The sequence below is a fragment of the Brevibacterium moorei genome, assembly GCF_024580735.1.
Taxonomy (GTDB): Bacteria; Actinomycetota; Actinomycetes; order Actinomycetales; family Brevibacteriaceae; genus Brevibacterium; species Brevibacterium moorei.
This window is the reverse complement of record NZ_JANIJX010000016.1, coordinates 44,655-68,777: the sequence shown is the minus strand read 5'-3', so window position 1 is coordinate 68,777 and position 24,123 is coordinate 44,655. Positions and strand designations below refer to the sequence as shown.

At 69.7% G+C, this 24,123-nt stretch carries 15 protein-coding genes; 5 read left to right on the top strand and 10 right to left on the bottom strand.

All coding sequences use genetic code 11. The features are described from left to right. Nucleotides 1-21 precede the first annotated feature (21 nt). Nucleotides 22-372, bottom strand: a complete 351-nt coding sequence (locus NQ034_RS11270; RefSeq protein ID WP_257048942.1) for a VOC family protein — start codon at nucleotides 370-372, stop codon at nucleotides 22-24. A 255-nt stretch (nucleotides 373-627) separates the two neighbouring features. Between NQ034_RS11270 and NQ034_RS11265 the strand changes: the two genes are divergently transcribed. Further along, the gene (locus NQ034_RS11265) at nucleotides 628-2,139 is read left to right on the top strand and encodes an MFS transporter (RefSeq protein ID WP_257048940.1); all 1,512 of its coding nucleotides are present in this window, start codon (nucleotides 628-630) and stop codon (nucleotides 2,137-2,139) included. On the opposite strand, the gene NQ034_RS11260 is transcribed toward NQ034_RS11265, so the two are convergent. Then, nucleotides 2,078-3,871, bottom strand: coding sequence for a helix-turn-helix domain-containing protein (locus tag NQ034_RS11260; protein ID WP_257048938.1), 1,794 nt, complete (start codon nucleotides 3,869-3,871; stop codon nucleotides 2,078-2,080). The genes NQ034_RS11265 and NQ034_RS11260 overlap by 62 nt on opposite strands. 106 nt (nucleotides 3,872-3,977) lie before the next feature. Between NQ034_RS11260 and NQ034_RS11255 the strand changes: the two genes are divergently transcribed. Then, entirely contained in the window at nucleotides 3,978-4,970 is a 993-nt protein-coding gene (locus NQ034_RS11255; RefSeq protein ID WP_257048936.1) for an alpha/beta fold hydrolase, read from the top strand. Between the two features lie 94 nt (nucleotides 4,971-5,064). After that, the gene (acmB, locus tag NQ034_RS11250; RefSeq protein ID WP_257048935.1) at nucleotides 5,065-6,288 is read left to right on the top strand and encodes a methyl acetate hydrolase AcmB; all 1,224 of its coding nucleotides are present in this window, start codon (nucleotides 5,065-5,067) and stop codon (nucleotides 6,286-6,288) included. A gap of 26 nt (nucleotides 6,289-6,314) precedes the next feature. Here acmB and NQ034_RS11245 read toward each other — a convergent pair whose 3' ends face one another. Further along, nucleotides 6,315-7,388, bottom strand: a complete 1,074-nt coding sequence (locus tag NQ034_RS11245; protein WP_257048934.1) for an Rv2578c family radical SAM protein — start codon at nucleotides 7,386-7,388, stop codon at nucleotides 6,315-6,317. Nucleotides 7,389-7,432: 44 nt separating this feature from the next. Next, on the bottom strand, nucleotides 7,433-8,362 hold the full coding sequence (locus NQ034_RS11240; RefSeq protein WP_257048932.1) for a LysR family transcriptional regulator: 930 nt from the start codon (nucleotides 8,360-8,362) through the stop codon (nucleotides 7,433-7,435). 27 nt (nucleotides 8,363-8,389) lie between these two features. Here NQ034_RS11240 and NQ034_RS11235 point away from each other — a divergent pair, with 27 nt between their 5' ends. Then, on the top strand, nucleotides 8,390-9,457 hold the full coding sequence (locus NQ034_RS11235) for an EamA family transporter (protein WP_257048930.1): 1,068 nt from the start codon (nucleotides 8,390-8,392) through the stop codon (nucleotides 9,455-9,457). On the opposite strand, the gene NQ034_RS11230 is transcribed toward NQ034_RS11235, so the two are convergent. Together NQ034_RS11230 and NQ034_RS11225 are read right to left on the bottom strand one after the other, a co-directional pair. Beyond that, nucleotides 9,386-11,689, bottom strand: a complete 2,304-nt coding sequence (locus NQ034_RS11230; RefSeq protein ID WP_257048928.1) for an FAD/NAD(P)-binding protein — start codon at nucleotides 11,687-11,689, stop codon at nucleotides 9,386-9,388. The two genes, NQ034_RS11235 and NQ034_RS11230, sit on opposite strands and share 72 nt — an antisense overlap. Before the next feature lie 173 nt (nucleotides 11,690-11,862). Then, entirely contained in the window at nucleotides 11,863-12,825 is a 963-nt protein-coding gene (locus NQ034_RS11225; protein ID WP_257048927.1) for an aldo/keto reductase, read from the bottom strand. A gap of 188 nt (nucleotides 12,826-13,013) precedes the next feature. Between NQ034_RS11225 and NQ034_RS11220 the strand changes: the two genes are divergently transcribed. Further along, nucleotides 13,014-15,527: a VaFE repeat-containing surface-anchored protein gene (locus NQ034_RS11220; protein ID WP_257048926.1), complete on the top strand. Its 2,514-nt coding sequence runs from the start codon at nucleotides 13,014-13,016 to the stop codon at nucleotides 15,525-15,527. Nucleotides 15,528-15,587: 60 nt separating this feature from the next. Here the strand turns inward: NQ034_RS11220 and NQ034_RS11215 are convergent, their stop codons facing one another. The 4 genes from NQ034_RS11215 to betT all read right to left on the bottom strand — a co-directional run bounded on the left by NQ034_RS11215 (nucleotide 15,588) and on the right by betT (nucleotide 23,989). After that, nucleotides 15,588-18,416, bottom strand: coding sequence for a helix-turn-helix transcriptional regulator (locus NQ034_RS11215; protein WP_257048925.1), 2,829 nt, complete (start codon nucleotides 18,414-18,416; stop codon nucleotides 15,588-15,590). 99 nt (nucleotides 18,417-18,515) lie between these two features. Further along, nucleotides 18,516-20,108 (bottom strand): GMC family oxidoreductase, encoded by a 1,593-nt coding sequence (locus NQ034_RS11210; RefSeq protein ID WP_257048924.1) that lies wholly within the window; start codon nucleotides 20,106-20,108, stop codon nucleotides 18,516-18,518. 3 nt (nucleotides 20,109-20,111) lie between these two features. Next, a complete protein-coding gene (locus NQ034_RS11205) occupies nucleotides 20,112-21,611 on the bottom strand; it encodes an aldehyde dehydrogenase family protein (RefSeq protein WP_257048923.1) in 1,500 nt (499 codons plus the stop codon). After that, complete coding sequence (gene betT, locus NQ034_RS11200; protein ID WP_257048922.1) at nucleotides 21,608-23,989, bottom strand: choline BCCT transporter BetT; 2,382 nt, start codon at nucleotides 23,987-23,989, stop codon at nucleotides 21,608-21,610. The genes NQ034_RS11205 and betT overlap by 4 nt, the downstream gene beginning before the upstream one ends. Nucleotides 23,990-24,123: the final 134 nt, after the last annotated feature.

Here is a 24,123-nt window from a genome sequence, read left to right as displayed (position 1 = left end):
CTCAGCGGGCGCGGGCTGGGCTCAGCGGCCCAGCGACTTGTAGAAGACCAGGCCGTTGCCCTGGTTGTCGTAGGCGACGGTGCGGCGTTCGTGCGCGTCGTCGTACGGGCCCTTGACCACGGCGCCGCCCAGGGCCTCGATGTCCTTGGCGTCCTGATCCGGATCGTCGGACTTGATCGCGACGACGGTCTTGCCGGGCAGCGGGTGGTCGACCGAGGTGGCCAGGGCCAGGGCAATCGGGCCGCCGTCGAGCTGGGCGTAGTGGGCGCCGTCGCGGAATTTCAGGCTGTAGCCCAGCTTCTCGTAGAACTCGATCGAGGCGTCGAGGTCCTCGGTGCTCAGGATGATCTGGCGGATCAGGTGTTCGGCCATGTGCGTTTCCTCCTGTTGTGTGGGGCGGTTCTCCTTCGACTCTACCGCCGGGCCGCACACTGCGCGGGGCCCGCGTCACACTCCGACCCCTTTGTGCGCCGGCCCGCTGCAAGCCCTTTGTGCGATCCGCGCGTCCGAGGCCGGCAAGTCCGTCGATTCGCACAAGGCCGGCGCCCGGCACGGTGCCGATTCGTCTGCTTGACTGGAAACGAGCTCGACCGCAGCACCTGAACCGACCCCCCTCGAAGGAGCCCCATGTCCCAGCGGCGCACCGGCACCGTCATCACCTGCGCCACCGGAACCCTGACCGGCCAGCTCAACATCACCGGGCTCAACATCGCGCTGCCCGCCATCCGCGCCGATCTGGGGCTCAGCGAAACCCAGTCCCACTGGCTGGCCACCTGCTATCCCCTGGTCCTGGCGACGCTCGTCATGGTCAGCGGGGCCGTCGGCGACAGGTTCGACAAGCGCCGCGTGCTCATCGGCGCGCTCGGCGTGTATCTGCTGGGCAGTGTGCTGGCATGCCTGGCCCAGGGCCCCGAGATGCTCATCGCCGGACGGGCGATCTCCGCGGTGGGCGGCTGCGCGCTGGTGCCCGTTGGCCTGGCCGTGCTGCGCACCGTCGCCCGGACCCCCGGCGAACTCGCCCGGTCCATGTCCATCTGGGGCCTGGCGATCGGCGTCGGCATGGCCCTGGGCCCGGTGATCGCCGGTCTGGCCGTCGCCGCAGCGGGCTGGCGGCTGTACTTCGCGGTGATGGTCGTCCTCGGCCTGGCCTATCTGGCCGGCGTGCTGATCTTCGTCCCCCACACCCGGCCCCAGCCCGCCACCCGGGTGTTCACCCTGTCCTATCTGCTCATGGCACTGTGGATGGCCGGGCTGACCGCCGCGCTGATCGAGCTACCCGGCGGACTGCCCGGCCCGGCGAAGGCCGCACTGCTGGCCGCCGGGCTGGGCGTGCTGGCGGTCTGGGCCATCCGCGAGTTCCGATCCCCACACGCGGCGATCCCCCGCGCCGCCCTGGAGAATCGGAACTTCACGGTGTCGATCGCCCTGGCGGTGTGCAACTATCTGGCACTGGGCATCGCCCTGTACACCGTGGCCGTGCTCGTCCAGGACCGCCTGCACATCCCAGCCGGCCCCGCGGGGCTGATCAACCTGCCGCTGGCCGCGACCATCGCGGTGGGCGCGCAGTGGTCCGGCCGCGCCCTGACCCGCCGGGGTCCCGCGTTCATCATGCGGGCCTCCGCCGTGCTCATCGTCGCGGGACTCGCGGTGGCCGTCGCCGGTTCCGCCCTGGCCGAGGCCACCGCCGGCCCCGCGGCCGCGCACAGTGCCGCCGCTTCCGGGACAGCCGCCGGCCCGGTGGGCGCAGTCGGGTGGGCCGTGGCCGGCCTTCTGATCGGCACGGCCCTGGCCGGGTTCGGCTTCGGCGCGGCGAACACCCCGGTGAATTTCCTGTCGATGTCCACCCTGCCGGCCGAGGTGTCCGGTGCGGCCGGCTCCATGGCCTCGGCCGCCCGGCAGCTGGGGCAGTCGGTCGGCACGGCCCTGGCCGCCGTGCTCATCGGCCTGGGCGCGCAGGCGGCGGTCGCCGCCCGGTCGGCAGCGGCGTCCGCAGCAGGTTCGGCAGCCGGGGCCGAGGCGCCCCAGGGCTATCTGCTCGCCGCGGCGGCCGTCGGGGTCATCGCGGTGCTCATGTTCCTCATCCCCGGCCTGTATCCCCAGCAGGGGCCGGACCCGGATCCGAACGCGGATTCCCGATGAGCAGGAGTTCTGCGGCGAGCCGCTGGCCGGCGTCCCCGATGTCCAGACCGCTGATCTCCTGGATTCTGCGCAGCCGGTGGCGCAGCGTGTTCGGGTGCAGGTGCAGCCGGGCCGCGGCTCGGGAGACCTGGCCGAACTCCGCGAAGAAGACCCTGAGGGTGCCCGTGAAGTCGGTGGCCTCCTGCGCGTCATGGGCCGCCAGGACGTCGATCGGGGTCGGGGTGCGGGGCCTGAGCGGAGTCCGGTTCGCAGACGGGTTCCGGGGACGGGCTGCCCCATCCGCGAGCCCGGCCGTCCCATCCGTTGAGCAGCCGTTGAGACAGTCGCCGACCCGTGCCAGCAGCAGTGGGGCCCAATGATCGGCCTCGACGAACACCTGCTCGGTTCGGCCCTCGGGCTCGGCGTGGCCGCCATCCCCGGTGGCTCCGGGGTTTCCGAGGTCTCCGGTGCCGGCCGCACTCACGGAACCGGCCGCGCGGATGTGGATCCGCAGCAGATCCTCGACCACCGCGCGTCCATCCGGGGCTCCCGCTGCGGACCCGAGGTGTTCGGCCACGGCCACCGCGGCCTCCGGCAGGACCCGTCGCATCCGCCCGAGGATGGCGCGGCACACTCCGATGAGTTCGGCGCGCAGGCTCGGCGGGCCCGGCACCACGATCCACACCACCCCGTGGATCGCCGCGACCCGGACCTCGGGGCTCAGCGCCCGGAAGGACAGCGCGAGGTAGTGGACGATCTGCTCCATATCCGGTTCCGGCGCCACGCCGTGCGACACTGTGTGCGCTGCGCCCGGCGCAACTGTGGACACTCCACTCGGCGATACCGCGGCTGCCCCGCCCGCCGGAGCGAATGCGCAGACGAACATGCCCCGATCACGGCCGGAGAGTTCGGCGTCCTCACGGCCGTGCCACAGCAGCCCGCGCAACTGCTCCGTCCGCTCGGTGCGCTCCCGGTCCACCACCCGCTGGTGGGCGCGCAGTGCGGGCACCGCCAACCGGCCGGCCCTGGCCAGCGCCAGTTCCGCCGCGGCGCCCAAGGACACTGCATCCTCGGACACGGAGAGTTCGCCGACCACCTCGCCGTCGGCGGTCACCGCGATGCGCAGGCGCGGGACGATGTCTTCGTACTCGTCGACGCGCACCACGCGCCCGGGCAGTTCCCGGGTCCGATAGGCGGTGCGGTCTGCGGTGAAGCGGGCGATCCAGTCGTCCGGGGTCCGGCGGCCCAGGATGGTGTCACGGCGCACCGCGTCGATCGGGAAGTCGCCGACGGAATGCGCGAGCACCCGGTGCGCCCGGTCATAGACCACCACGGCGCCGCCCACGGTGGCCCGGGTGTAGTCGGCGATGGCCTGGATCGAGCCCGGCCGGCCGAGCTCGTCGCCGGCGTGCAGCGCCGCTTGGAGCAGTCCGAACAGTTCGGTCGCGGCGCTGCCGGGAGCGGGAACCACGACCGGGGACTCCGGGACCGGTGGTTCCGCGCCGAGCGCAGCCGGAGTGGGCGGGGCGGAGACCGGCTCCCCGCCGGGCCGTTGAGCGCCGAGCGCAGCCGCGTCCCCGCCCGCAGCGGCCCCGGTCCCCGGCAGCGCGAGGACCAGGATGCCGGGTCCGGTGGGGCTGAGCCCGTCGGCGAGCACGACCTCGACGATGTCCGGGTCCGCGTCCCCGCTGCTGCCTGCGAGGACGCGCAGGCGCCCGGGGCCCACTTCGCGGACCAGTTCGGAGAGCTTCATGATGGTCTCAGGTTAACCGTCCGCCTCAACCGCCCCGTCTACCGGCACAGAGAGTCCCACCGGCACAGTGGACCCGGCACGGAGAATCACAGAGAGGATGCACAGGATGAACGAGGATTTCCCGCCACCGGCCGAGCCGAGCGCAACCGTGCCGGCCGCGAGCACAACCGGCCCGACCCGCCGCTTCACCGTGACCACACCGGACGGGGCCACCCTGGCGGCACAGGTCATGGGTCCCGCGAGCGCACCGGAGTCCGCGCCGCCGCTGCTCTTGCTGCCGGGCCAGGCGAACTCCCACCACTGGTGGGATGCCGTGCGGCCGGGCTACGCCGCGGCCTTCCGCACGATCACCTTCGACTACCGCGGCACCGGTGACAGCACCGGGCCCGAGCAAACCGGTACCGGAGCGGGTGCCGTCGGCGAGCCCGGCCGCGCAGGCAGATCCGCGGGCCACAGCAGCAGACCCGCCTGGTCCATGCGCACCTTCGCCGAGGACGCGGCCTGTGTGTTGGCCGCCGCCGGGTATGCGGCCTCCCCGGTTGCGGTCTTCGGGACCTCCATGGGAGGGCGGGTCGCACAGGAGCTCGCGCTGCTCCGGCCCGAACTCGTGGGCGCCCTGGTGCTGGCCTGCACGGGGCCCGGCGGCGCACACGAGGTCCGCTCCCCGGCCGGAGTCGGGCACCGACTGTTGGAGGCCTCGGGCGCGGATAAGCGGCGGGTGCTGTTCGAGTTGTTCTACTCCCCCGTCTGGCCCGGGGAGCCCGCCGACAGCACCCTGTTGGGCGATCCGGGGATGACGGCTGCGGCCCGATCCGCGCATCTGCGCGCCAGCCGGCGGCACGATGCCTGGGAGCGGCTACCCCGGATCGGTGTGCCGACCCTGGTCCTGCACGGGGAGGCGGACCTCATGTGCCCGGTGGACAATGCGCGGGTGCTGGCCGAGCGGATCCCCGGCGCGCGGGTGCGCACCTATCCGCAGGGCCGCCACGGCTTCTTCGAGGAGTTCAGCGCACGGGTCACCCCGGATGTCGTGGAGTTCCTGGCCGGATGCAACCTGGCTGGATGCAACGCGGATGCACCGGCTCGGCGCTACCTTTGAGTCATCCGGCACCGCTTGAGTGCCGGGCCGGCGGATCGGCATCCGACCGGCGATACAACAGCACACCATCGAACCGGCAATGAAGGCGGTCAGCATGAACACTCCAGACACCTCAGCACACTCCGATACCACCGCCGTCGATTTCGCCGGCATCGCCGACCGCCTCGACGCGGTCGTCCAATTGGCCCCGTCTGTGGGCGGCACGGTGCCCGGGGTGGTCGCCGGGGCCACCGGGCGCGACGGCGACCTGTACCTGGGCGCGGCCGGGGTGCGGGACCTGGGCACGAAGGAGCCGATGACCGTCGACACAGTCCACGCGATCTTCTCCACGACCAAGGCGATCACCGCCACCGCTGCGATGCAGCTGTACGAACAGGGCGATCTGGACCTGCAGGCGCCGGCCTCGCAGTACGCGCCATGGCTGGCCGAGGTCCAGGTGCTCGACGGGTGGGACGGACCCGGCAAGCCGCGGCTGCGCGCGCCCAAACGGCCAGTGACCACCCACGATCTGCTCACCCACCAGGCGGGCTTCGCCTATAACTTCTTCGATCAGGACTATCTGCGCCTGACCGAGGAATGCGGCCAGCCACCGGTCACGGACGCCTCCATGGCCGCGCTGCAGACCCCGCTGGTCTTCGATCCGGGCGAGAACTGGGAGTACGGGACGAACCTCGACTGGGCCGGCCAGGTGGTCGAGGGGATCACGGGGAAGAAACTGGGCGAGGTGTTCGCCGAACGAATCTTCGCACCCCTGGGCATGGAGTCCTCGAGCTTCGAGCCGGGCACTGAGATGACCGAGCGGGTCGCGTCGATCCACCAGCGCGGGGAGGACGGATCGCTCACTCCGATCGACGGCTATGTCATCCCGATCCGACCCCAGGTGCACCTGGGCGGCGCGGGTCTGTACAGCACGGTGGGCGACTATCTGAAGTTCATCCGGATGTGGCTCAACGATGGCAGTGCCGACGACGGCACGCAGGTGCTCAAGCCGGAGACGGTCGATTTCGCCACCGCCAATCACCTGGGCGACCGGCTGATCACGCCGCTGCCCGGGGTCATCCCGAGCCTGTCGAACGACGCCGAGTTCTTCCCCGGGCAGCCGAAGTCCTGGTCCTACGGCTTCATGATCAACGACGAGGACGCGCCCACCGGCCGGCCCGCGGGCTCCCAGGGCTGGGCGGGGCTGGCGAACCTGTATTACTGGATCGACAGGAAGAACGGACTGGGCGGCTTCTGGGCCACCCAGATCCTGCCGTTCGCCGACGCCGATTCCTTCGGCGGCTATATGCGCTTCGAATCGGCGGCCTACGACAAGTAGGGAGTAGGGTCCGGGCTGCCGCCGGCTCAGAAGAGTGCCGGCTCGGTGGGTTCTCCAGGGGAGCCGGTGGGCCCTGTCACCGTGCTCCCCGGGGCCGAGGCCTCGGTCGCGCCATTCTGCGCGAGTTCGCGGGCGAAGCGCCTGGCCTCCGGGGTGTCGCCGTCGGGCAGCCAGTCCAGCCCGGCGCGTTCCAACAGCGGCTGCATCCGGGCGTCGAGCCAGTCCCTGTACTCCCGCGAGGCATAGGCCGAGTCCGCGTACATCCTGCGATAGCGCGGGTACAGATCCGGACGGGTGTGACCGATCCAGCGCATGAACCACTCCTTGGCGCCGGGGCGCAGGTGCAGTGCGCCATAGGTCACCCGGGTGGCCCCGGCCCGGGCGACCGCCTCGACCAGGGATTCCAGCTGGGCGCGCGAATCGGTCAGCGCCGGCATGATCGGCATGAGGAACACGGTGACGTTGAAGCCCAGATCCGCGGCGGCCCGCACGGTCGCCAGCCGGGCCGAGGTGCGCGGGGTGCCGGGCTCGATCTGCTGTTGCAGCTCGTCGTCGACGATCGCGATCGACATGCCCAGTTCCACGGGGACGCGTTCGCGCGCCCGGACCAGCAGTGGCAGGTCGCGGCGCAGCAGCGTGCCCTTGGTCAGGATGGAGAACGGGGTGTGGTGTTCGGCCAGGGTGGTGATGATGCCCGGCATCAGACGGTAGCGGCCCTCGGCGCGCTGATAGGGGTCGGTGTTCGTCCCCAGCGCCACGTGTTCGCGGCCCCAGGACGCCCGCGCCAGTTCCCGTTCCAACACCTGGGCCGCATTGACCTTGACGATGACCTGCGAATCGAAGTCCCGCCCGGCGTCTAAGTCCAGATAGGTGTGGGTATTGCGGGCGTAGCAGTAGACGCAGCCGTGTGAACAGCCGCGATAGGGGTTGATGGTCCACCTAAACGGCATCGAGGATGTCTCCGGCACCTTGTTCAACAGGGACTTGGCGGTGATCTCGTGGAAGGTCAGGCCTGCGAACTCCGGGGTCTGCACGGTGCGCAGCAGGCCCTTGACGCTCACCAGTCCGGGAGCTCCCTCTGCCTGTCCGCTCCACCTCATGCATGTATTCGAACACTTATTCGGACATGAGTCAAGCGCCGGGCCTACCCCGCGTACACCCCAGACACGGCGGCGACCAGTTCCGCCAACTGCGGCGGCGCCTGACCGCGCCACCACATGAGCCGCACCGCGATCGGCGGACCGTCCTTGACCGGCCGGAACGTGATCCCGGCGCGCCCATGATGGGCCTCCGTCGCCTCGGACGTGGTCCCGATGCCACGACCGGCGGCGATCGCATCGAGCCAGGCGTCGATATTGTGCGTCTCCCGCGTCTTGGGCCGCGGTCCCTCGGCCGGCCACAGTGCGGCACTCGTGGTTCCCGTGTGCGGATCGACCAGCACCGTGCGCTCGGCGAGCTCCGCCATGCTCAGCTTGCGCCGCCTGGCCCACTGCGCATCGTCGGAGGCGAAGGCCGCCATCCGCCGTTCCAGGCCGACCACCGTCGTATCGAAGCGGGGGTCATGGGGTTCCGCGCGCACGATCGCCACATCGCAGCGACCCTCGGCCAGCCCGGCCGAGGCGGAATCGTAGCGGACCAGCTCCAGGCCGATCCCGGGATGGGCCGACTCCCAGGCCCGGATGAAGGAGGCCGTGTGCCGCCCCAAGCCCGCCCAGGAATACCCCAGGCGCAGGGTCTGCCCGCGGGTGGCCAGGAAGTCGTCGAAGTGCTGGGCCTCCAGCAGTAATCGTCTGGCGTGCTCGAGCACCTCCAGACCCACCCCCGTCGGTTCGCAACCACGGGCCGTGCGCAGCAGGAGGCGTTGGCCGACCGCGGCCTCGAGCCCGGCGATGGTCCGCGAGACCGCAGCCTGGGAGATGTAGAGTTCCGCGGCCGCATCCGTGAATGAGCCCAGCTGTGCGGCGGTGGCGACGACGCGCAGATCCCGCAGCGTCCACCTCCGGTGCCGCCGTGCACCCGGGCCCGGTTTCGGACTCTGCGACGACGCCTGTTCCGGCTCCTGCTCCTCAGCCATAACCACAGCGTATAGCAGGAACACAATATGCACTGGACGAATGTTGTGCCCGGACCGATGCTGGATGCCATGAGAAGAGGACACGATATCCCCGGCAGCGCTGCCCCGCATGCCGTGGAGCCCACTCCGGCGAGTGCTCGCGCCTCGGGCATCGCCCTTGCCCTGGCCGGCTCCCTGTCGAACCAGACCGGGGCAGCGCTGGGCGCCAAGGCGTTCCCGGTGATCGGAGTGCCGGGGGTCGTCGTGGTCCGCCAGTTCGTCACGGCCGCAGTGCTGCTCCCCCTGGCCCGGCCCCGCCTGGCCCGCCTGCACGCCGGGGACTGGCTGCGGTGCACACTGCTGGCGGTAATGTTCGCGGTGATGAACCTGGCGCTGTACCTGTCCGTGCAGCGCATCGGCCTGGGACTGGCCGTCACCCTGGAGTTCCTGGGCCCCTTGGCCGTGGCAATCGGCGGGTCCAGGCGCGGGCGGGACCTGACCGGCGCCGGGCTGGCAGCCGTCGGGGTGGTCGTCCTGACCCGGCCGGGGCCGGCCACCGACTGGCTCGGAATCGCGCTGGCACTGTTGGCCGGCGCGGCCTGGGGCACCTATATTCTGCTCAACCGGTCCCTGGGCCGACGCCTGCCAGGGCTCACGGGGCCCGCCGTCGCCTCGCTCATCTCGGCGCTGGCCTGGGCCCCTGTGGCCCTCTACTGGTTCGGATTCCACCTGCCGCGGCATGCTTCCGACGGTCAGGGCGGCAGCGCCGCGGCACAGTTCGCCGACCCGGCCTTCCACCGCGCCCTCCTGCTGGCCCTGGCGTGTGGACTCGGGTCATCGGCGATCGTCTACGCCGTTGACCTGTTGGCCCTGCGGCGGATGCCGGCGAACGCCTTCGGCGTCCTCACCAGCGTGAACCCCGTCTGGGCGGCACTGGCCGGCTGGGTGCTCCTGGGCCAGGGCCTGCACGCGGCCGAGTGGACGGGGATCGCGCTCATCGTCGCGAGCAATGTGCTCATCACCTGGCCCGCCCGCCGCACAGCCTCACTCCCCCGCCGGCACACCCACGATCGTCCGGGCCACCCGGTCGGTCTCGACCAGGAAGTTCGCTCCTGAGCGCGGATGCGGGCTGACGAAGCTGTGTCCGCTGACATCGTCATTGGGCAGCCCCAGGCTGAACAGTCCCGGCACCGCGCGGCCCGCCGGCCCGATCACCCGGTTGTCTGCGGTGATGTCGATGCTGGTCGTCGGAATGCTGCCCCCGCTGGCCGACTCCAAGCTCGATGAGCGGACCAGGCCCGCCGCATATAGTCCGCGCACCAGCGGATCCGCCGATTGGACCAGCATCGGATTGGCCAGCCAGCCGTCGATCAGCACGTCCGCAGCCACCGGCGTGGCACTGTGCGCGGACTCGCAGACGAACACCGACCCCGTGAGCGCCTCCCCGCTCGGGTGGGACGCGGCTCCCGGCGCTGCCGGCGCTTGGTCCGAACCCGTCAGGGTCTCGTCCGAACCCCTCAGTGCCCCGTCCGAGTCGGTCAGCGCTCGCACGGTGGGACGGGCACCCAGGCCCGCCACGACCTCGGCGTCGATGAGGGCGGCCAGCTGCCGGTAGCGTTCCGGGGGCGGGCCGCCGCCCAGCCTGGCTCCCAGGGTGCGGAAGGGCTGGTAGGAGGTGCGGAAGGATTCCTCTGTGAGCACGCGGCCGCGGGTGAAGGCCGCAAGCGGGCCGCGCGCGGCGGACACCGAGCCGATGGCGGCGTTGAATGCCACGGCGGGTCCGGCCTCGGCGCGGGCGGCGTCGGCGGTGAAGAAGTCGCGCAGCCAGGCCGTGTAGTCCTGCCCGACCGGCAGTGGGTTGGGCACCCGGGGGCGCAGCCGCACCGGGTCGAAGCGCTCTGCGGGGTCAGGGCAGGCGGCGGCCAACAGTTCCTCGTCCACGGCGCCGGGATCCACCGCGCCGAGGTCTCCGCCGGCGGCGATGGCCGCGCACAGTTCCGCGGTCGCGGCCACCGGAGCGCCGTCGAGCCGGACACGGGCACGGTAGTAGGCGATGGCGGCATCGGCGAGCACCGCGGGGTACAGCTCGGCGGCGAAGTCGACGGGCTCGCCGGTGGCCGCGCGCCGGGCCCCCGCGCGGGCGATGGCGGCGTGCAGCAGGGTGTGGTCGGCGGCCTCGGGGCCGTAGTCGGCGGGTTTGCAGCGGTAGGGGTTGCCCGAGTTCGAGGCCAGCAGCACGATGGGTTCGCGGCCCGAGGCCCGGTAGACCAGGGGTCCGCGCGGCAGGTGCACCGAGTCTTCGGAGCCACCGGAACCTGCGGAGGCGGCCGTGTAGACGCCCCCGCGGCCCTCGGTCAGGCGGGCGATGATGTCCATCGCGGTCAGGCCCAGGCCGCGCACCACCACGCGCGCCCGGTCAGGAATCGCCTCCAGGTCGTGGCGCAGCACATGGCCCGGCGGCAGCCAGGCGATCCGGGGATCGTCCGGACGGGCGGGGCCCGGATCGTTGGACACCCAGCCCAGGGCCAGGACCACCTCGTTCACGTGCAGGGAAGGAGCCGCTGCAGCCCGCTGCGTTCGTCCAGCAGAGCCTTGCAGGCCCTCGGCCTCCTGCGAGCCCACAGAGTCCGGCGGACCTGCAACCTCCGGCGAGCCCGCGAATTCCACTTCCCAGCCGGCTTCCCCCGCCTTTGCGCGGGACTCCTCCGCGCAAGAATCCGCATCCGCGCGTGGCCCCGACACCGGGCGCAATCCCACAACCCTGGCGTGGTGCACGCTCACGCGCATGTTCTCAGGCGCAGTGCGCACGACTCCGGCGAAGTACCAGCGCAGGTATTCACCGTAGACGGCGCGCGGCAGGAAGGTGTCCTCCCGGGTCGCCGCGCACAGGGCGAGGATGTCGGCTGCCGGGGCGTAGTCCGGCGCGGTCCAAACGGCGAAGAGTTCGGCTGCGATTGCGGGAACGCTCGCGCCCCCACCCAGCCCCGCGCGCTGCGCGACCAACTGAGTCCACTCGTAGAGGTCGGGCCCGTTGCGCACGCGCGCGGCGCCGATCGTCTCATCAGTGAACAGGGTGAGTTGGCGGGCCGTGGCGTTGAGCAGCAGTTCGCGCGGCTGCTCGGGGTCCCAGATCTCGCCGGGTCCGGCCTCGGCATCGTCGCAGACGTGGACGTGCAGTGTGCGGTGGGGAACCGTGGAGGCGTAGGCGCTCAACCGTTCCAGGACCGAGGTCCCACGCGGGCCCGCGCCCACGATCGCCACGGAGTGGGGGCCGACCGCGGTTTCCAGTGGAACTCCGGAGGAGGGATGGACGGACTCGGTCACGGGTGCGGGGATTTCTTCAGCCACGCACTCAATCCTAGAGAGTCACCCTGGCCGTCCCCACACATCCCGACTCGCAGCGACGCAGGGCCGTGCTCGCGCTGCGCGACGCGACGCGCATCGGCTGCCACCGAACCGGCCCGGAAGACATTCGCGCGGTGTCCTGCACTCCGTCGTGCAGGACACCTAGCGAATACCCCTCAGGCGAACGGCTGCGAGGCCTCGTCGAGGCGAGCGACGGCCTCGGCCGGCAGGTCGAGGTCCTGCGCGGCGAACAGCGCGGGCAGCTGTTCGGGTGTGCGGGCCGAGGCGATCGGCGCCGTGATCCCCTTGGCCAGCAGCCAGGCGATGGCCACGGAGGCCGGCTGGGCGCCCAGGCCGTCCGCGACCTCGCGCAGGGTGCCGACCAGCTTGAGGCCCTCGGGGGTGCCGTACTTCTTCAGCGAGTGCGCGCGGGGGGCGTTCTCGAAGTCCGCGGCGGTGGAGTACTTGCCGGTCAGCAGACCGGCGGCCAGGGACCAGTAGGAGAACACGGCCAGGTCGAACTCTTCGGCCACGCTGCGGTAGCCGGCCTTCGGGGTCTCCGCCGGGCCCTCGTATTCGTGCCGGTAGACCAGCGAGTACTGCGGCTGGATCGCCACGGGGGCGGCCAGGCCCTCGCGCTTGGCGGTGAGCATCCAGTCGCGCTGACGAGCCGGGCTCAGGTTCGACATGGCGATGTAGCGGACCTTGCCGGACTTGACGGTGGCGTCGAAGGCCGCGGCGATGTCCTCGATCGGGGTGTAGTCGTCGTCGAAGTGCGCGTAGTACAGGTCGATGTAGTCGGTCTGCAGGCGGGTCAGGGATTCGTCCACGGTGGCCGCGATGTTCGCAGGCTCCAGGTTCTTCCGGCCCGGCTGGGCGCCCACCTTGGTGGCGATGACGACCTTGTCACGGTTGCCGCGGGCCGCCGTCCAATTGCCGATGATGGTCTCCGACAGGCCACCCACCGGACCGGTGTAGGACGCGGAGGAATCGATGAAGGTGCCGCCGCCCGCCACGAAGCCGTCGAGCACGTCGAAGGAGGTCGGTTCGTCAGAGGTCCAGCCGAAGACGTTGCCGCCCAGGTTGATGGTGCTCACGGACAGGTCGGTATTCGGAATCAGAGTGTATTTCTCAGTCATGCAAACAGTCTAAGGGCGGAGTGGCCCCCTTGCGCGGCCCAGCGCGAACTCTTGCCCGGCCTTGCACGACCCCGCGCGCACCCTTGTACCGCCCCGCTCTCATCCCAACGCTTCGCCCACACAATCCCAACGCCCGAACCGTCCTGTGGGCTAGTGTGCCCGCGTGCGGTTCTCAATAGCGTCGAAACATGACCCGAAACGACCCGCGCACCGCAGCGCCCCCACCCCGCAACTCATCGAAGAACTCATCGTCACACCGTACCTCCGGCGCGTTCCGCACCACCGCGCGCCGCACCCTGCGTTCCATCCTGGCACTGCTGGTAGCCGGCCTACTGGCCCTGGCACCCGCCCTGTTCACGGGACCGGCCCAGGCCTTCACCTTCCCCGATGGCTATCCCAAAATGGGCAAGGTGGCCGAGGCCGTTAACGGCTACTCCGTGAAAACGGCTTCCAGCTCCGTTCGCACCACCCTGTTCCCGCTGTACACGGAAGCCGGCGATAAAGCCGACCAGCTGGCCTACTGTGTGGAATTCACCGTCAACGCCCAGTACGACATCGGCATGAACGTGGGCGACTGGAACAGCTTCCCGGGCGAGAACAACTTCGCCGAGAGCCTGGAGGTCAGAGAGAAAGTCGCCTGGATCGTCTCCCACTCCTACCCGCAGATGAGCCTGGACGCTCTGCGGCAGACCTCCGGCATTTCCGGGCTGTCGGAGAAGGCGGCGATCGCCGGGACCCAGGCCGCCATCTGGAAGCTGACCGATGACTTCGTCTACCGCGGCTTGACCAGCAATGCTCCGAACGCCGCGACGAAACAGGTGGGCGACCTCATCGCCTATCTGACCGGCGATGCGAACACGCGCGAAACCGAATCCGACGCCCCGCAGCTGACCGCCAGTGGCCCGGACGCCGCAGGAGTCGCGGGCAGCAGGGTCGGCCCGTTCCGCTTCACCGCCTCCGCTCCCACCGTCGCGGTCACCGCCGATCCCGACTACCCGCTGGTCGATGCCGAGGGCAAGGCGATCGACGCCACGGCAGTGCCCGCCGGCACCGATTTCTACCTCGACGTACCCGCCTCGGCGGGTGCCGGCTCCGCGACGATCACCGCCTCGCTGACCGGCCCGGAGCGGGTGGGCATGCTGGTGACGAACACGGATCCGCGCGCCCAGACCCTGATGATCGCCCGCAGCGACCAGACCGAGGTCACCGCCTCAGCTCTGGCCGACTGGACCGATGTGCCCAAGATCGGCACCGAGGCCCGCGATGGGGACGACGAGGATTCCTTCCTCCCGGAGACCGGCCCCGCCACGATCGTCGACACCGTCGCCTACCAGAACCTGCGCCCCGGCACGGAATACACCGTCAGGGGCGAGTTGATGGTCCGCGATGGCTCCGCGAACGGCAAGCCCACCGGCATCACGGCGGAGAAGACCTTCACCCCCGAAGAGGCATCCGGCTCCGTCGAGCTGACCTTCGAGGTTCCAGCCGACGTGCTGCGCGGCGAGGTCGTGGTCGTCTTCGAGCGCCTGTACCAGGACGATCAAGAGGTCGCCGTGCACACCGACATCGAGGACGCGGATCAGACCGTTTACCGGCCCGCCATCGACACGGACGCCTACGACTTCACCGGTCACGACCCCGACTCCGATCCGGACCGCGACACGTTGGGCAAGCAGCTGCCGGCCACCGGCGGTGTGCTGCGCGACTACGTGTCCTACTCCGGTCTGCGCCCGGGCGACACCTACCGCCTGCGCGGGACCGTAATGGACCAGGAGACCGGCGAATCCACCGGCATCACCGGAATGGCCGACTTCACCCCGGAGGAGTCCTCCGGCGTGGCCCACATGGACTTCGACATCCCGGCCGAGCACGCCGGACGCACCCTGGTCGTCTTCGAGCGCCTGTTCCTGCTGCCCGAATCCGCGGACGAGGTCCCGGCCGGGGAAACGCGGATGCGCCGGTTCTCCTCCGAGACCGATGAGCCGAAGGAGAAGGAGCTGGCCAAGCACGAGGACCTGGCATCGGCCAGGCAGACGGTCACCGTCTCCCCACCGCCCACTCCGGAACCCTCGGAGACCCCGAGCGAAACGCCGACACCGGAACCCTCCGAGACGCCGACGCCAGAGCCATCTGAAACGCCGAGCGAAACGCCCAGCCCGGAACCCAGCGAGACACCCTCGGAGACTCCTTCTCCGGAGCCTTCCGAGACTCCCTCTGAGACGCCGTCCGAGACTCCGACGCCGGAGCCCTCGGAGACCCCGAGCGAAACGCCCCGCCCGGAGCCCAGCGAGACGCCCTCGGAATCACCGACCCCGGAGGACACGCCAGAACCCAGCGAGGCGCCCAGTGAGACTCCCTCGGAGACCCCATCGCCGGAACCGTCGGAAACGCCTGCCGACACTCCGAGTGAGACGCCGAAGCCGAGCGAGACCCCCGAGGAGGAGGTCCTTCCCAGCATCGTCCCGACCCCCGAGGACTCGCCCAGTGCACCCGCGGCACCCCCGGCGGGCCCTGAAGCCCCACGTGGACCCGAGGCCCCGGAACAGCCCGAACAGCCGAAGCAGCCGGACACCCCGGAACGCCAGGGCGATCGCCTGCCGCGCACCGGTCTGGAAGCGGGCCTGGCACTGACTGCGGGGCTGACCCTGCTGGCCATCGGCGGCATCACCATCGCGGTGAGCTACAGGCGCCGCCGGCGCTGACCGCATCCGGTGCCGACCGGCCCAGCCGGGTGGGACCGGCACAGGCCCGGAATCCCGGGCTCAGGCCTTCGCCAAAGCGGCGGATACCTGGGCCCGGGATTCGACCTGCAGCTTGCGCAGGATATTCGACACATGGAAGCGCACGGTCGCCTGGGAGACGAAGAGCTCCCGGGCGATCGCCGGGTTGCCCATCCCGGCGGCGATCAACTTGGCCACCTGGCGTTCCCGCTCGGTCAGCAGGCTCAGCTGCAGCTGAGCCACATCCCCGGACTGCGCCGTGATCCTCCTGCGCAGTTCGCCCACCCTGTCGATATAGCCATAGGCCCCGATTCGGTCCAGTTCGCTCAGCGACTCCAAGACCGCGTCCTCGGCCCGCTTGTAGTCACCCAGACCCGCCAGGAACTCCGCCTGGTCCGCCAGGGTCAGTGCCCGCGGCAGCGGATAGGTCCGCACCTCCAGGGCGCGCGCATAGGCGGCAGCGGCGTCCGATTCAAGACCCCTGGCCTGTGCCAGCCTGGCCTGCAGCCAGTCCAGGGTGCCCCAGTACTCGAACCAGCCCGAGCCGCGCAGCCCGGACAGCCGCCCGATCAGTTCGGCGGCCTCGGCCACGCGCCCCAGGTCAAGCAGCGCATGGGCGCGGTAGCCCAGATAGCCGCGCCGGGAGTTGTGCGAGGTGAGCAGGGCCGGATCCGCGGTCGCGGCCAGCGCGGCCTCGGGGTCGCCTGCCACTCTGGCCGCCTCACAAGCGGCGATGATGGGCGTGTCGTGGCCGAAGGACTGCCAGTCCATCTCCACCAAGCGCTCGGTCCCGCGCAGGAAGCCGGCGGCCTCGCCGGAGCCGGTGATGCTCGCGTGCAGGGCGCGCAGCGCCGCTGCGGTCAGCCTCGTCTCGATGTCCAACAGGACCTCGAAGACATTCATGAAGGTCTCCAAGCGGTCCAGCGCAGCACCGTACTCCCCCAGCAGGATCTGCGCGTCGACGTAGAGCAGATAGGGCGCGCCCGCGCCCCAGGGCAGGCCCACCGTGTCCATCAGGGTCAGCGCCTGCTCCATCAGATCCCGCGCCTGAACCACCTGATCGCTGAACAACTGCGCCGAGGCCAGGGGCACCAGGCAGTCCGTCTTCAGGGGCGTGTCCGGCAGTGCGGCGGTCAGCTCCAGCAGCCGCGGGAGCGCGGCCATAATGCCGGGCACGTCATTGGCTCGATAGACGGCGACGATCGTATAGCAGTCGACCACGGCGGAGAACTCCCGCGGGGTGACCATCCAGTGCAGCAGCGGATCCGCCACCTGCGCGGGGTCGCTGGGAGCCCTCTCGAAGATGCCCCTGACCAGCGGCACCATGGGCAGCAGGATGTTCGGCCCGTCGGGCGAGCGCAGGGTCATCATCGCCAGCAGGAAGGCCATGAACGACTGGATCGTGCGCTCGTCGGGGTCCTCGGTCGGCGCCTGCAGGACCGCCAGCGCCCGCTGCTGCGGAAACTCCTGATCGACCAGGTAGGCGCGCAGCATGAGAACGAGGAATTCCCGCAGAATGGACTGCGGCAGAGCTTCGAGTTCGCCCAGCAGGTCCAGGCACGCATAGCAGCTCTTCGCCTTGGTGTGGATGAGCGCCAGGCGGGTGATGAGGACACCGCGCCTGACGGGATCGTCGGCCAGGTCCAGGGCCAGGCGCAGCACCTCGATGGCGGACTCCGGCCGGCCGCGTTCCAGCGCCGCCGTCGTGCAGTATTCGACATCGCGGCCCAGTTCCTCGTCCCAGGCCGAGGCCCCGCGCAGGCGGTGCACAACGGCGGCGTGGCCGTCGCTCACCTGGGCCAGAGCGCGGTGCACGGCGGCGGCGCGCTCCCGTGGCACGGCCTGCCGCACCGCGTCCGCGACCAGGGCGTGGCGCGGCGCCAGGGTGGCGCCGAACCCGGCCTCGACGATGATCCCCGCCGCCAGGGCCCGCTCGAGCGCTGCGGTGACCCAGTCGGCCGGTTCCGTGTCCGGCTTGCCGTCCTCGGTGTCGATCCCGGGGTCGGTGGCGGCGCGCATGGCGGCCTGGCGCAGCCGCTCGGCGGGGACCTCGGCGCCGGCCAGGCAGACCAGTTCGCCGATCAGCCGCGCGGCTGAGTCGGCCGCCCGGTATTCGGAGGTGAGGGGGTTCCTGGCGTCCAGGGTCCGGCGGATCGGCAGGTCCCACACCAGGTGCAGGCGGGAGACCTCGTCGGGGGTCAGGCGGGAGAACAGTCCGTCGATGCCCAGGAAGGATCCGCCGGCGGCCCGGCACAGGTCCGCGGCGTTGCGGCGGGCGATGCGCACGGCGAAGCGGTCCAGTGCCAGGGCCTGGACCTCGTCGGGGGTCAGCGGTTCGACGTGCAGCACCCGGCCCGTTCCGCCGGATGCGGTGGCCAGCAGGAAGGAGCCCAGGCTGGAATCGGCGTGGGGTGTGCGGATGCCGATGGCCACCAGCACGCCGGGGCGCATCATCCGGGGCAGGGCGTAGCGCAGCACCCGTTCGGATTCCGCGTCGAGCCATTGGGCGTCGTCGATCACCAGCAGTCGGGCGCCGGTGTCGACCTTGGCCTGCAGGGCGCGCAGGCAGTGCCTGGCCACGGCCACCGGCTGGGGCAGGTCCTCGGCGTCGAAGATCGCATCAGCCTGGCCCAGGCTGCTGAGCAGTCGTTCGATGTAGGCGAAGGGGATGGACTGTTCGTCGTGGGCGGCGATGGTGCGGTGGACCCGCCAGGTGTCGTGGGCGCGGGCCTTCTCCACCAGCCGCCCCAGGGTCACGGTCTTGCCCATTCCGGACGGACCGTCGACGACGAACAGATGTGCCCTGCCCGCATTCGCTGCGGACAGGGCATCATCGAGTGCTGCTTCCCGGTGCGCTGTGGGACTACGCATGGATATTCCTTTTTCAGTGCAGGTAGTTCACCTCACATACTACGGGCATCCTGAGCAATCTCCTATGGCATTTTCCGACCGGTCAGCGCACCGTTGCGATCACTGCTCCGCTTTGATCAGATCGGAGGCCTTCTCCCCGATCAGCATGCATGTGATGTTCGGGTTGACGGCGGTCAGCTGCGGCATCACCGAGGCGTCGACCACGCGCAGGCCCGCCACGCCCTTGACCTTGAGATCCGGGGTCAACGGTGCCATCGGATCGTCGGCGGCGCCCATCTTGCAGGTGCCGGCCGGGTGGTAGACGGTGTTGTGGGTCTTGGACACGTATTCGGCGATGTCCTCGTCCGACTGCGTCTGGACCCCGGGGAACAGTTCCCGCCCGGCGTACTGCGCCATCGCCGGTTCGGCTATGATCTTGCGCGCCAGTTTGATGCCCTCGACGGCGATCCGCATATCGTAGCCCTCGGGATCGGTGAAGTACTTCGGATCCACCATCGGCTTGTCGCGGTAGTCAATCGAGCGCAGCCGGACCGTGCCCGTGGACTTCGCATGGGTGATGTTGGGCGTCAGCGCGAAGGCCTCTTCCGCACTCGGGTAGCCGTAGCGGCGGGTGTGCATATCGAAGGGCACGCAGCCGTAGTGCATCATCAGGTCCGGCAGTCCGGTGCCGTCTGCGCCGTCCTGGTCGACCTTCGTGAAGATGCCGATCTCCCACCACTGGGTGGCGTCCCTGGTCATCGGGACCTGGGACTCCCAGGAGATCACCGCTTCGGGGTGATCGCGCAGGTTCGAGCCCACCCCGGGCGCATCGACCAGCACGTCCAGGCCCAGTTCGCCCAGGTGATCGGCAGGGCCGATCCCGGAGAGCATGAGCAGCTGCGGGGTGCCGATGGCACCGGCGGACAGGATGACCTCGCGGGTGGCGTGCAAGCGGGACGAGCGGTGGAAGGGGTTGTCCACGAACTCGACGCCGGTGGCGCGCGGGCCCTCGGGTCCCTGTTCGAAGATCAGCCGGGTGACCTGGCGATCGGTCAGGATGTCCAGATTCTCCCGGTCCAGGATCGGGTGCAGATAGGACACCGAGGATGAGGCGCGGGTGCCGTCGGCCTTCGAGTTGATCTGGAAGAAGTTCGCGCCGTGGCTGACCGTGCGTCCCTCGTTGAACAGCTCACGCGGGATCCCGGCTTCTTCGCAGGCGTCCAGCACCGCAACGCCCACCTGGTCCTCCGGCGGAACCGACATGAGTTCGACGGGGCCGTCGTGGCCATGGCCCTCGCCCGGACGGTCATTGGACTCCAGGCGCTTGAGCAGGGGCCTGACCTCGGCGGCCGACCAGCCGGTGCAGCCCAGGGACTCCCAGTAGTCCAGGTCCTCGGCCGGGGTGTGGAAGGCGATGCAGGAGTTGTGCGATGAACACCCTCCCAGCACCTTCGCGCGGGCGTGGCGCATGAAGGAGTTGCCGTTGGTCTGCGGTTCGATCGGGTAGTCCCAATCGAAGCCGGACTCCAGGAGTTCGGGCCAGCGGTTCAGGGTCAGCACCTCGGCCTTGTCCACATCCGTGGGGCCGGCTTCGAGCAGGGCGACGGTGATGTTCGGATCCTCGCTGAGCCGGGCCGCCACCGCGGCACCCGACGAGCCGCCACCGATCACGATGTAGTCGTATGAGTCGCGCGAGTCGTTGGTCTCAGTCATATGTCACTCTCCGTTCTGCTGCGGGAACCAACCGCTCACGGCCGGTTCGGTGTTCTCGTAAATGTGCTTGGCCTCGACGTATTCGCCCAGGCCGCTGGGCCCCAGCTCCCGGCCGATGCCCGAGTTCTTGAAACCGCCCCATTCGGCCTGCGGCACATAGGGGTGGTAGTCGTTGATCCAGATCGTGCCGTGGCGCAGGGCCCGCGACACCCGGTTCGCCGTCCCGGAATCCGAGGTCCACACGGCACCGGCCAGACCGTATTCGGTGTGGTTGGCGATCTCGACGGCCTCGGCCTCCGTGGAGAAGGTCTCGACCGTGATGACCGGGCCGAAGCCCTCCTCGACCACTGCGGGATTGTCCCAATCGCACTGATCGAGCACGGTCGGCGTGTAGAAGAAGCCGTCCTTGAGTTCGTCGCCGCCCCAGGATCCGCCCACGCGCAGGCGGGCGCCGGCGGCCACGCCGCGCTCCACATAGTCGGTGACCTTGTTCCGGTGTGCCTCGGAGATCAGCGGGCCGGTCTGCGCGGCCTCGTCGAAGGGCCCACCCAGGCGGATGTCCGCGGCCCTGCGGACCAGTTCGTCGACGAAGCGCTCGGCGATCGTGTCCTGCACGATCAACCGGGTGCCGGCCGAACACACCAGGCCGGAGTCCAGGAAGCCCGCGTTGAGCGCATTGTCCACCGCCGCGTCGAAGTCGGCATCGGCGAAGACCACGTTCGGGTTCTTCCCGCCCAGCTCCAGCGCGACCTTCTTGATGGTCTGCGCCGCCGACTGGGCGATCGTGCGCCCGGTGACCAGCCCACCGGTGAACGACACCAGGTCCACATCCGGGTGGCTGGACAGGGGCGCGCCCGCGGTGGCGCCGGCGCCGAGCACCAGGTTGCCGACACCGGCGGGCAGGCCCAGCTTGTCGAGCACGTCCATGATGAGGATCGCGGTGTGCGGGGTCAGCTCCGCCGGTTTGAGGATGAAGGTATCACCGGCGGCGATGGCCGGGGCGATCTTCCAGGAGGCCTGCAGCAGCGGGAAGTTCCACGGGGTGATCATCCCGCACACGCCCACCGGCTCGTTGACGACCCGGGAGATCACCGTGGGATCGCCCGTGTCGACCAGCCGGCCCGGATGCTGATCGGCGATCTTGCCGAAGAACCGGAAGCAGCCCATGATGTCGTCCATATCGCCTTCGGCCTCGACCAGGCGCTTACCGGTGTCCAGGGCCTCGGCACGGGCGAATTCGTCCTTGCGCTCCTTCATCGCATCCGCGACCGCCAGCAGCAGGTCGCCGCGCTGGGCGGCCGGCGTGGCCGACCACTGGCCTGCGTCGAAGGCCCGCCGGGCGGCGGCGATGGCGCGTTCGGTATCCGCCGCCGAGGCCTCGGACACCACGCCGACCGTGGAACCATCCGCGGGGCAGTGGATGGTGCGCGTCGCCCCGTCGGCCGCCGGCACCCATGCGCCGTCGATGTACAGCGTCGCCACGCCGTTAGTCTGCTCAGTCATCGTTCTCCTTCTTCGGGTTCCGTCCCATTCGAGTTCTCCTTCGAGCGCCGGGCAGCGGGCTCGGTCTCTGTGAGTAGTTGGCGGGGGTTCACGGGCCGGGCGGCTGCCCGCCGGTCCCCCGTGCCCCCGAGGTCCTCCGGCTGCGGCGGGCGCGGGCCGGCGGCCGGTTCCAGGGCGTCCTTGGCCTCGACGATCGACTCCGCGACCTGGTCGGCCAGGTTCTCCGCCTCGATCTGATCGACGTCGTCCCACTGTTCGGGCGCCGGGCCGTCGATCGGGCCGGTGTCCGATGCGCTGTCGAGGCTGGACAGGTACATCACCCTGGCGTCGTAGCCATCGAGCACATCGGAGATGATCTGCTCCTTCGTGTAGCCCATGATGTCCCGGCCCCGCGAACCGGTGGAGGAGAACACCTCGAGCTTGAAGTACACATCGTTGACCGTGCGCACGTTGACCGCGAAGCTGGGCACCGGATAGGCCACGGGGTATGCCTCGTATTTGAAGTGCTCGCCGTTGCTGAAGGTGACCACCAGGTCGGTGTACGGGATCGGATAATCCGGATGCTCGCCGCGCTCACAGCTGACATCGGCGCCGTTGCGCTCCATTTCGGCGGCGACCTCTTCCAGGGCGGGTGCGGCCACGGTCTCCACGAAGCGCTTGGCCTGGGCTGCCGAGGTGTAGTTCATCCGCCGGCCCAGGCGCTGGCGCCAGTTCCGGCGTGGGTCGCGACCGGCGTCGGCCCGCGAGGACAGGATGTCCGGCAGCGATTCCGCCCTGGCGTCGAGCACCATGCGCTCGCGCCGCAACACCTTGTACAGGCTGTACATGACGAGGTACACGAGAATCGACAGCGGCAGGCCCACCATCACGGTGGCCGCCTGCAGAGTGTAAACGCCGTCGATGAACAGCATCGACAGTGTCAGGCCGCCGGTGATGACCGCCCACACGATGCGCAGCCAGCGGGGGCCGTCATCATCGGTCGACAACGACTTCGACGTCATATTCGCCATCACCAACGAACCGGAATCGGCAGATGTCACGTAGAAGAACAGCCCGGTGATGACCGCCAGCGCGATCGTGAAGGTGGAGCCCGGATACTGTTCGAGCAGCGTGAAGAAACCGGATTCGGGCAGGTTGATCGCCTGATCCAGGAAGCCCCCGTCGCTGTTCGGGTCGCGGAAGAAGCTCAGCGCGGCATTGCCGAAGATCGACACCCACAGCATGATGAAGGCGAACGGGATGAGCAGCACGCCGATGACGAACTGGCGCAGGGTGCGCCCGCGGGAGATCCGGGCCAGGAACAGGCTGACGAAAGGCGCCCAGGCGATCCACCAGGCCCAGAAGAACAGGGTCCAGTCCTTCATCCACTGTTCGGCCGGGTAGCCCTCCGTCCCGCTGGTCTGGGCGAAGGTATTCATCATCATCGAGGCGAAGCCGGCGAAGAAGTCGCCCACGTTCTGCACCAGGGCATTCAGCAATTCGTGGGTGTTGCCGGAGAACAGCACCCACAGCATGAGGGCCACGGCCAGGTAGACGTTGAGTTCCGACAGCCGTCGGATGCCCTTGTCCACGCCGGAGACGGTGGACAGGATCGTGATGAACACGGCCAGAGCCATCAGGGCGATCTGCACGCCGATGGACTGCGGGATCCCGAAGATCGCCGACAGGCCGTAGTTGAGGAAGACCACGCCGATGCCCAGGGACACGGAGATGCCGAAGACGGTGCCGATGGTCGAGGCGATTTCGGCCACATGGCCAACGGTGCCCTTGACGCGCTTGCCGAAGATGGGGGCCAGGGCCGAACGGATGCTCAGGGGCAGGTGATAGCGGTAGGCGAACAGGCCGAAGGCCATGCCCATCAGCGCGTACATCGCCCAGCCGGGGATGCCGTAGTGGAATACCGTCCACACCGGTGCCCACTTGGCCGCGGCATCGGACTCCGGCGCCACGTCCGGCGGGGTCAGGTAGTTCGTGGCGGGTCCGGAGATGCCGAAGAACATGAGGTCCACGCCGATGCCGGCGGCGAACAGCATCGCCGACCAGGTGAACATATTGAAGTGGGGACGGGAGTGGTCGGGGCCCAGCCGGGTCCGTCCCACCCGGGAGCAGGCGACGACGATGACGAAGACCACGACGATGCTGGCCGTGAGTACGTAGTACCAGCCGAAGTTCGTGGCGACCCAGTCCATCGCACCGAAGATCACGGTCTCCGCCTGTTCGGGCAGGAGCATCGCCCACAGGGCGAAGGCGACCATGATGACCGCCGCCCCAATGAAGACCGGCCAGTTGACGGCAGAGGTGCCCGATGAGGGCTTGGCTCCGTCCTCTTGGTCCTCTTGCGGTCCGGGCCTCTGAGAACTCGGGGCTGCTTCTGTCAAAACACGGCCTACTTCCTTATGGACGACGAGTCGATTACATCAAGTTGCCTTCACAAGTCCCCTTCATCCTATGGGGCACCCCCTGAGGTTCGCCAGCTACGCCCCCTACTTTACCTACCGGATGGTAAAGTGTC

Excerpts from the sequence above, each read along its gene's own strand:
- NQ034_RS11270 (WP_257048942.1), bottom strand. The coding sequence starts at position 372 with ATGGCCGAACACCTGATCCGCCAGATCATCCTGAGCACCGAGGACCTC.
- NQ034_RS11265 (WP_257048940.1), top strand. The coding sequence starts at position 628 with ATGTCCCAGCGGCGCACCGGCACCGTCATCACCTGCGCCACCGGAACC.
- NQ034_RS11260 (WP_257048938.1), bottom strand. The coding sequence starts at position 3,871 with ATGAAGCTCTCCGAACTGGTCCGCGAAGTGGGCCCCGGGCGCCTGCGC.
- NQ034_RS11255 (WP_257048936.1), top strand. The coding sequence starts at position 3,978 with ATGAACGAGGATTTCCCGCCACCGGCCGAGCCGAGCGCAACCGTGCCG.
- acmB (WP_257048935.1), top strand. The coding sequence starts at position 5,065 with ATGAACACTCCAGACACCTCAGCACACTCCGATACCACCGCCGTCGAT.
- NQ034_RS11245 (WP_257048934.1), bottom strand. The coding sequence starts at position 7,388 with ATGAGGTGGAGCGGACAGGCAGAGGGAGCTCCCGGACTGGTGAGCGTC.
- NQ034_RS11240 (WP_257048932.1), bottom strand. The coding sequence starts at position 8,362 with ATGGCTGAGGAGCAGGAGCCGGAACAGGCGTCGTCGCAGAGTCCGAAA.
- NQ034_RS11235 (WP_257048930.1), top strand. The coding sequence starts at position 8,390 with ATGCACTGGACGAATGTTGTGCCCGGACCGATGCTGGATGCCATGAGA.
- NQ034_RS11225 (WP_257048927.1), bottom strand. The coding sequence starts at position 12,825 with ATGACTGAGAAATACACTCTGATTCCGAATACCGACCTGTCCGTGAGC.
- NQ034_RS11220 (WP_257048926.1), top strand. The coding sequence starts at position 13,014 with ATGACCCGAAACGACCCGCGCACCGCAGCGCCCCCACCCCGCAACTCA.
- NQ034_RS11215 (WP_257048925.1), bottom strand. The coding sequence starts at position 18,416 with ATGCGTAGTCCCACAGCGCACCGGGAAGCAGCACTCGATGATGCCCTG.
- NQ034_RS11210 (WP_257048924.1), bottom strand. The coding sequence starts at position 20,108 with ATGACTGAGACCAACGACTCGCGCGACTCATACGACTACATCGTGATC.
- NQ034_RS11205 (WP_257048923.1), bottom strand. The coding sequence starts at position 21,611 with ATGACTGAGCAGACTAACGGCGTGGCGACGCTGTACATCGACGGCGCA.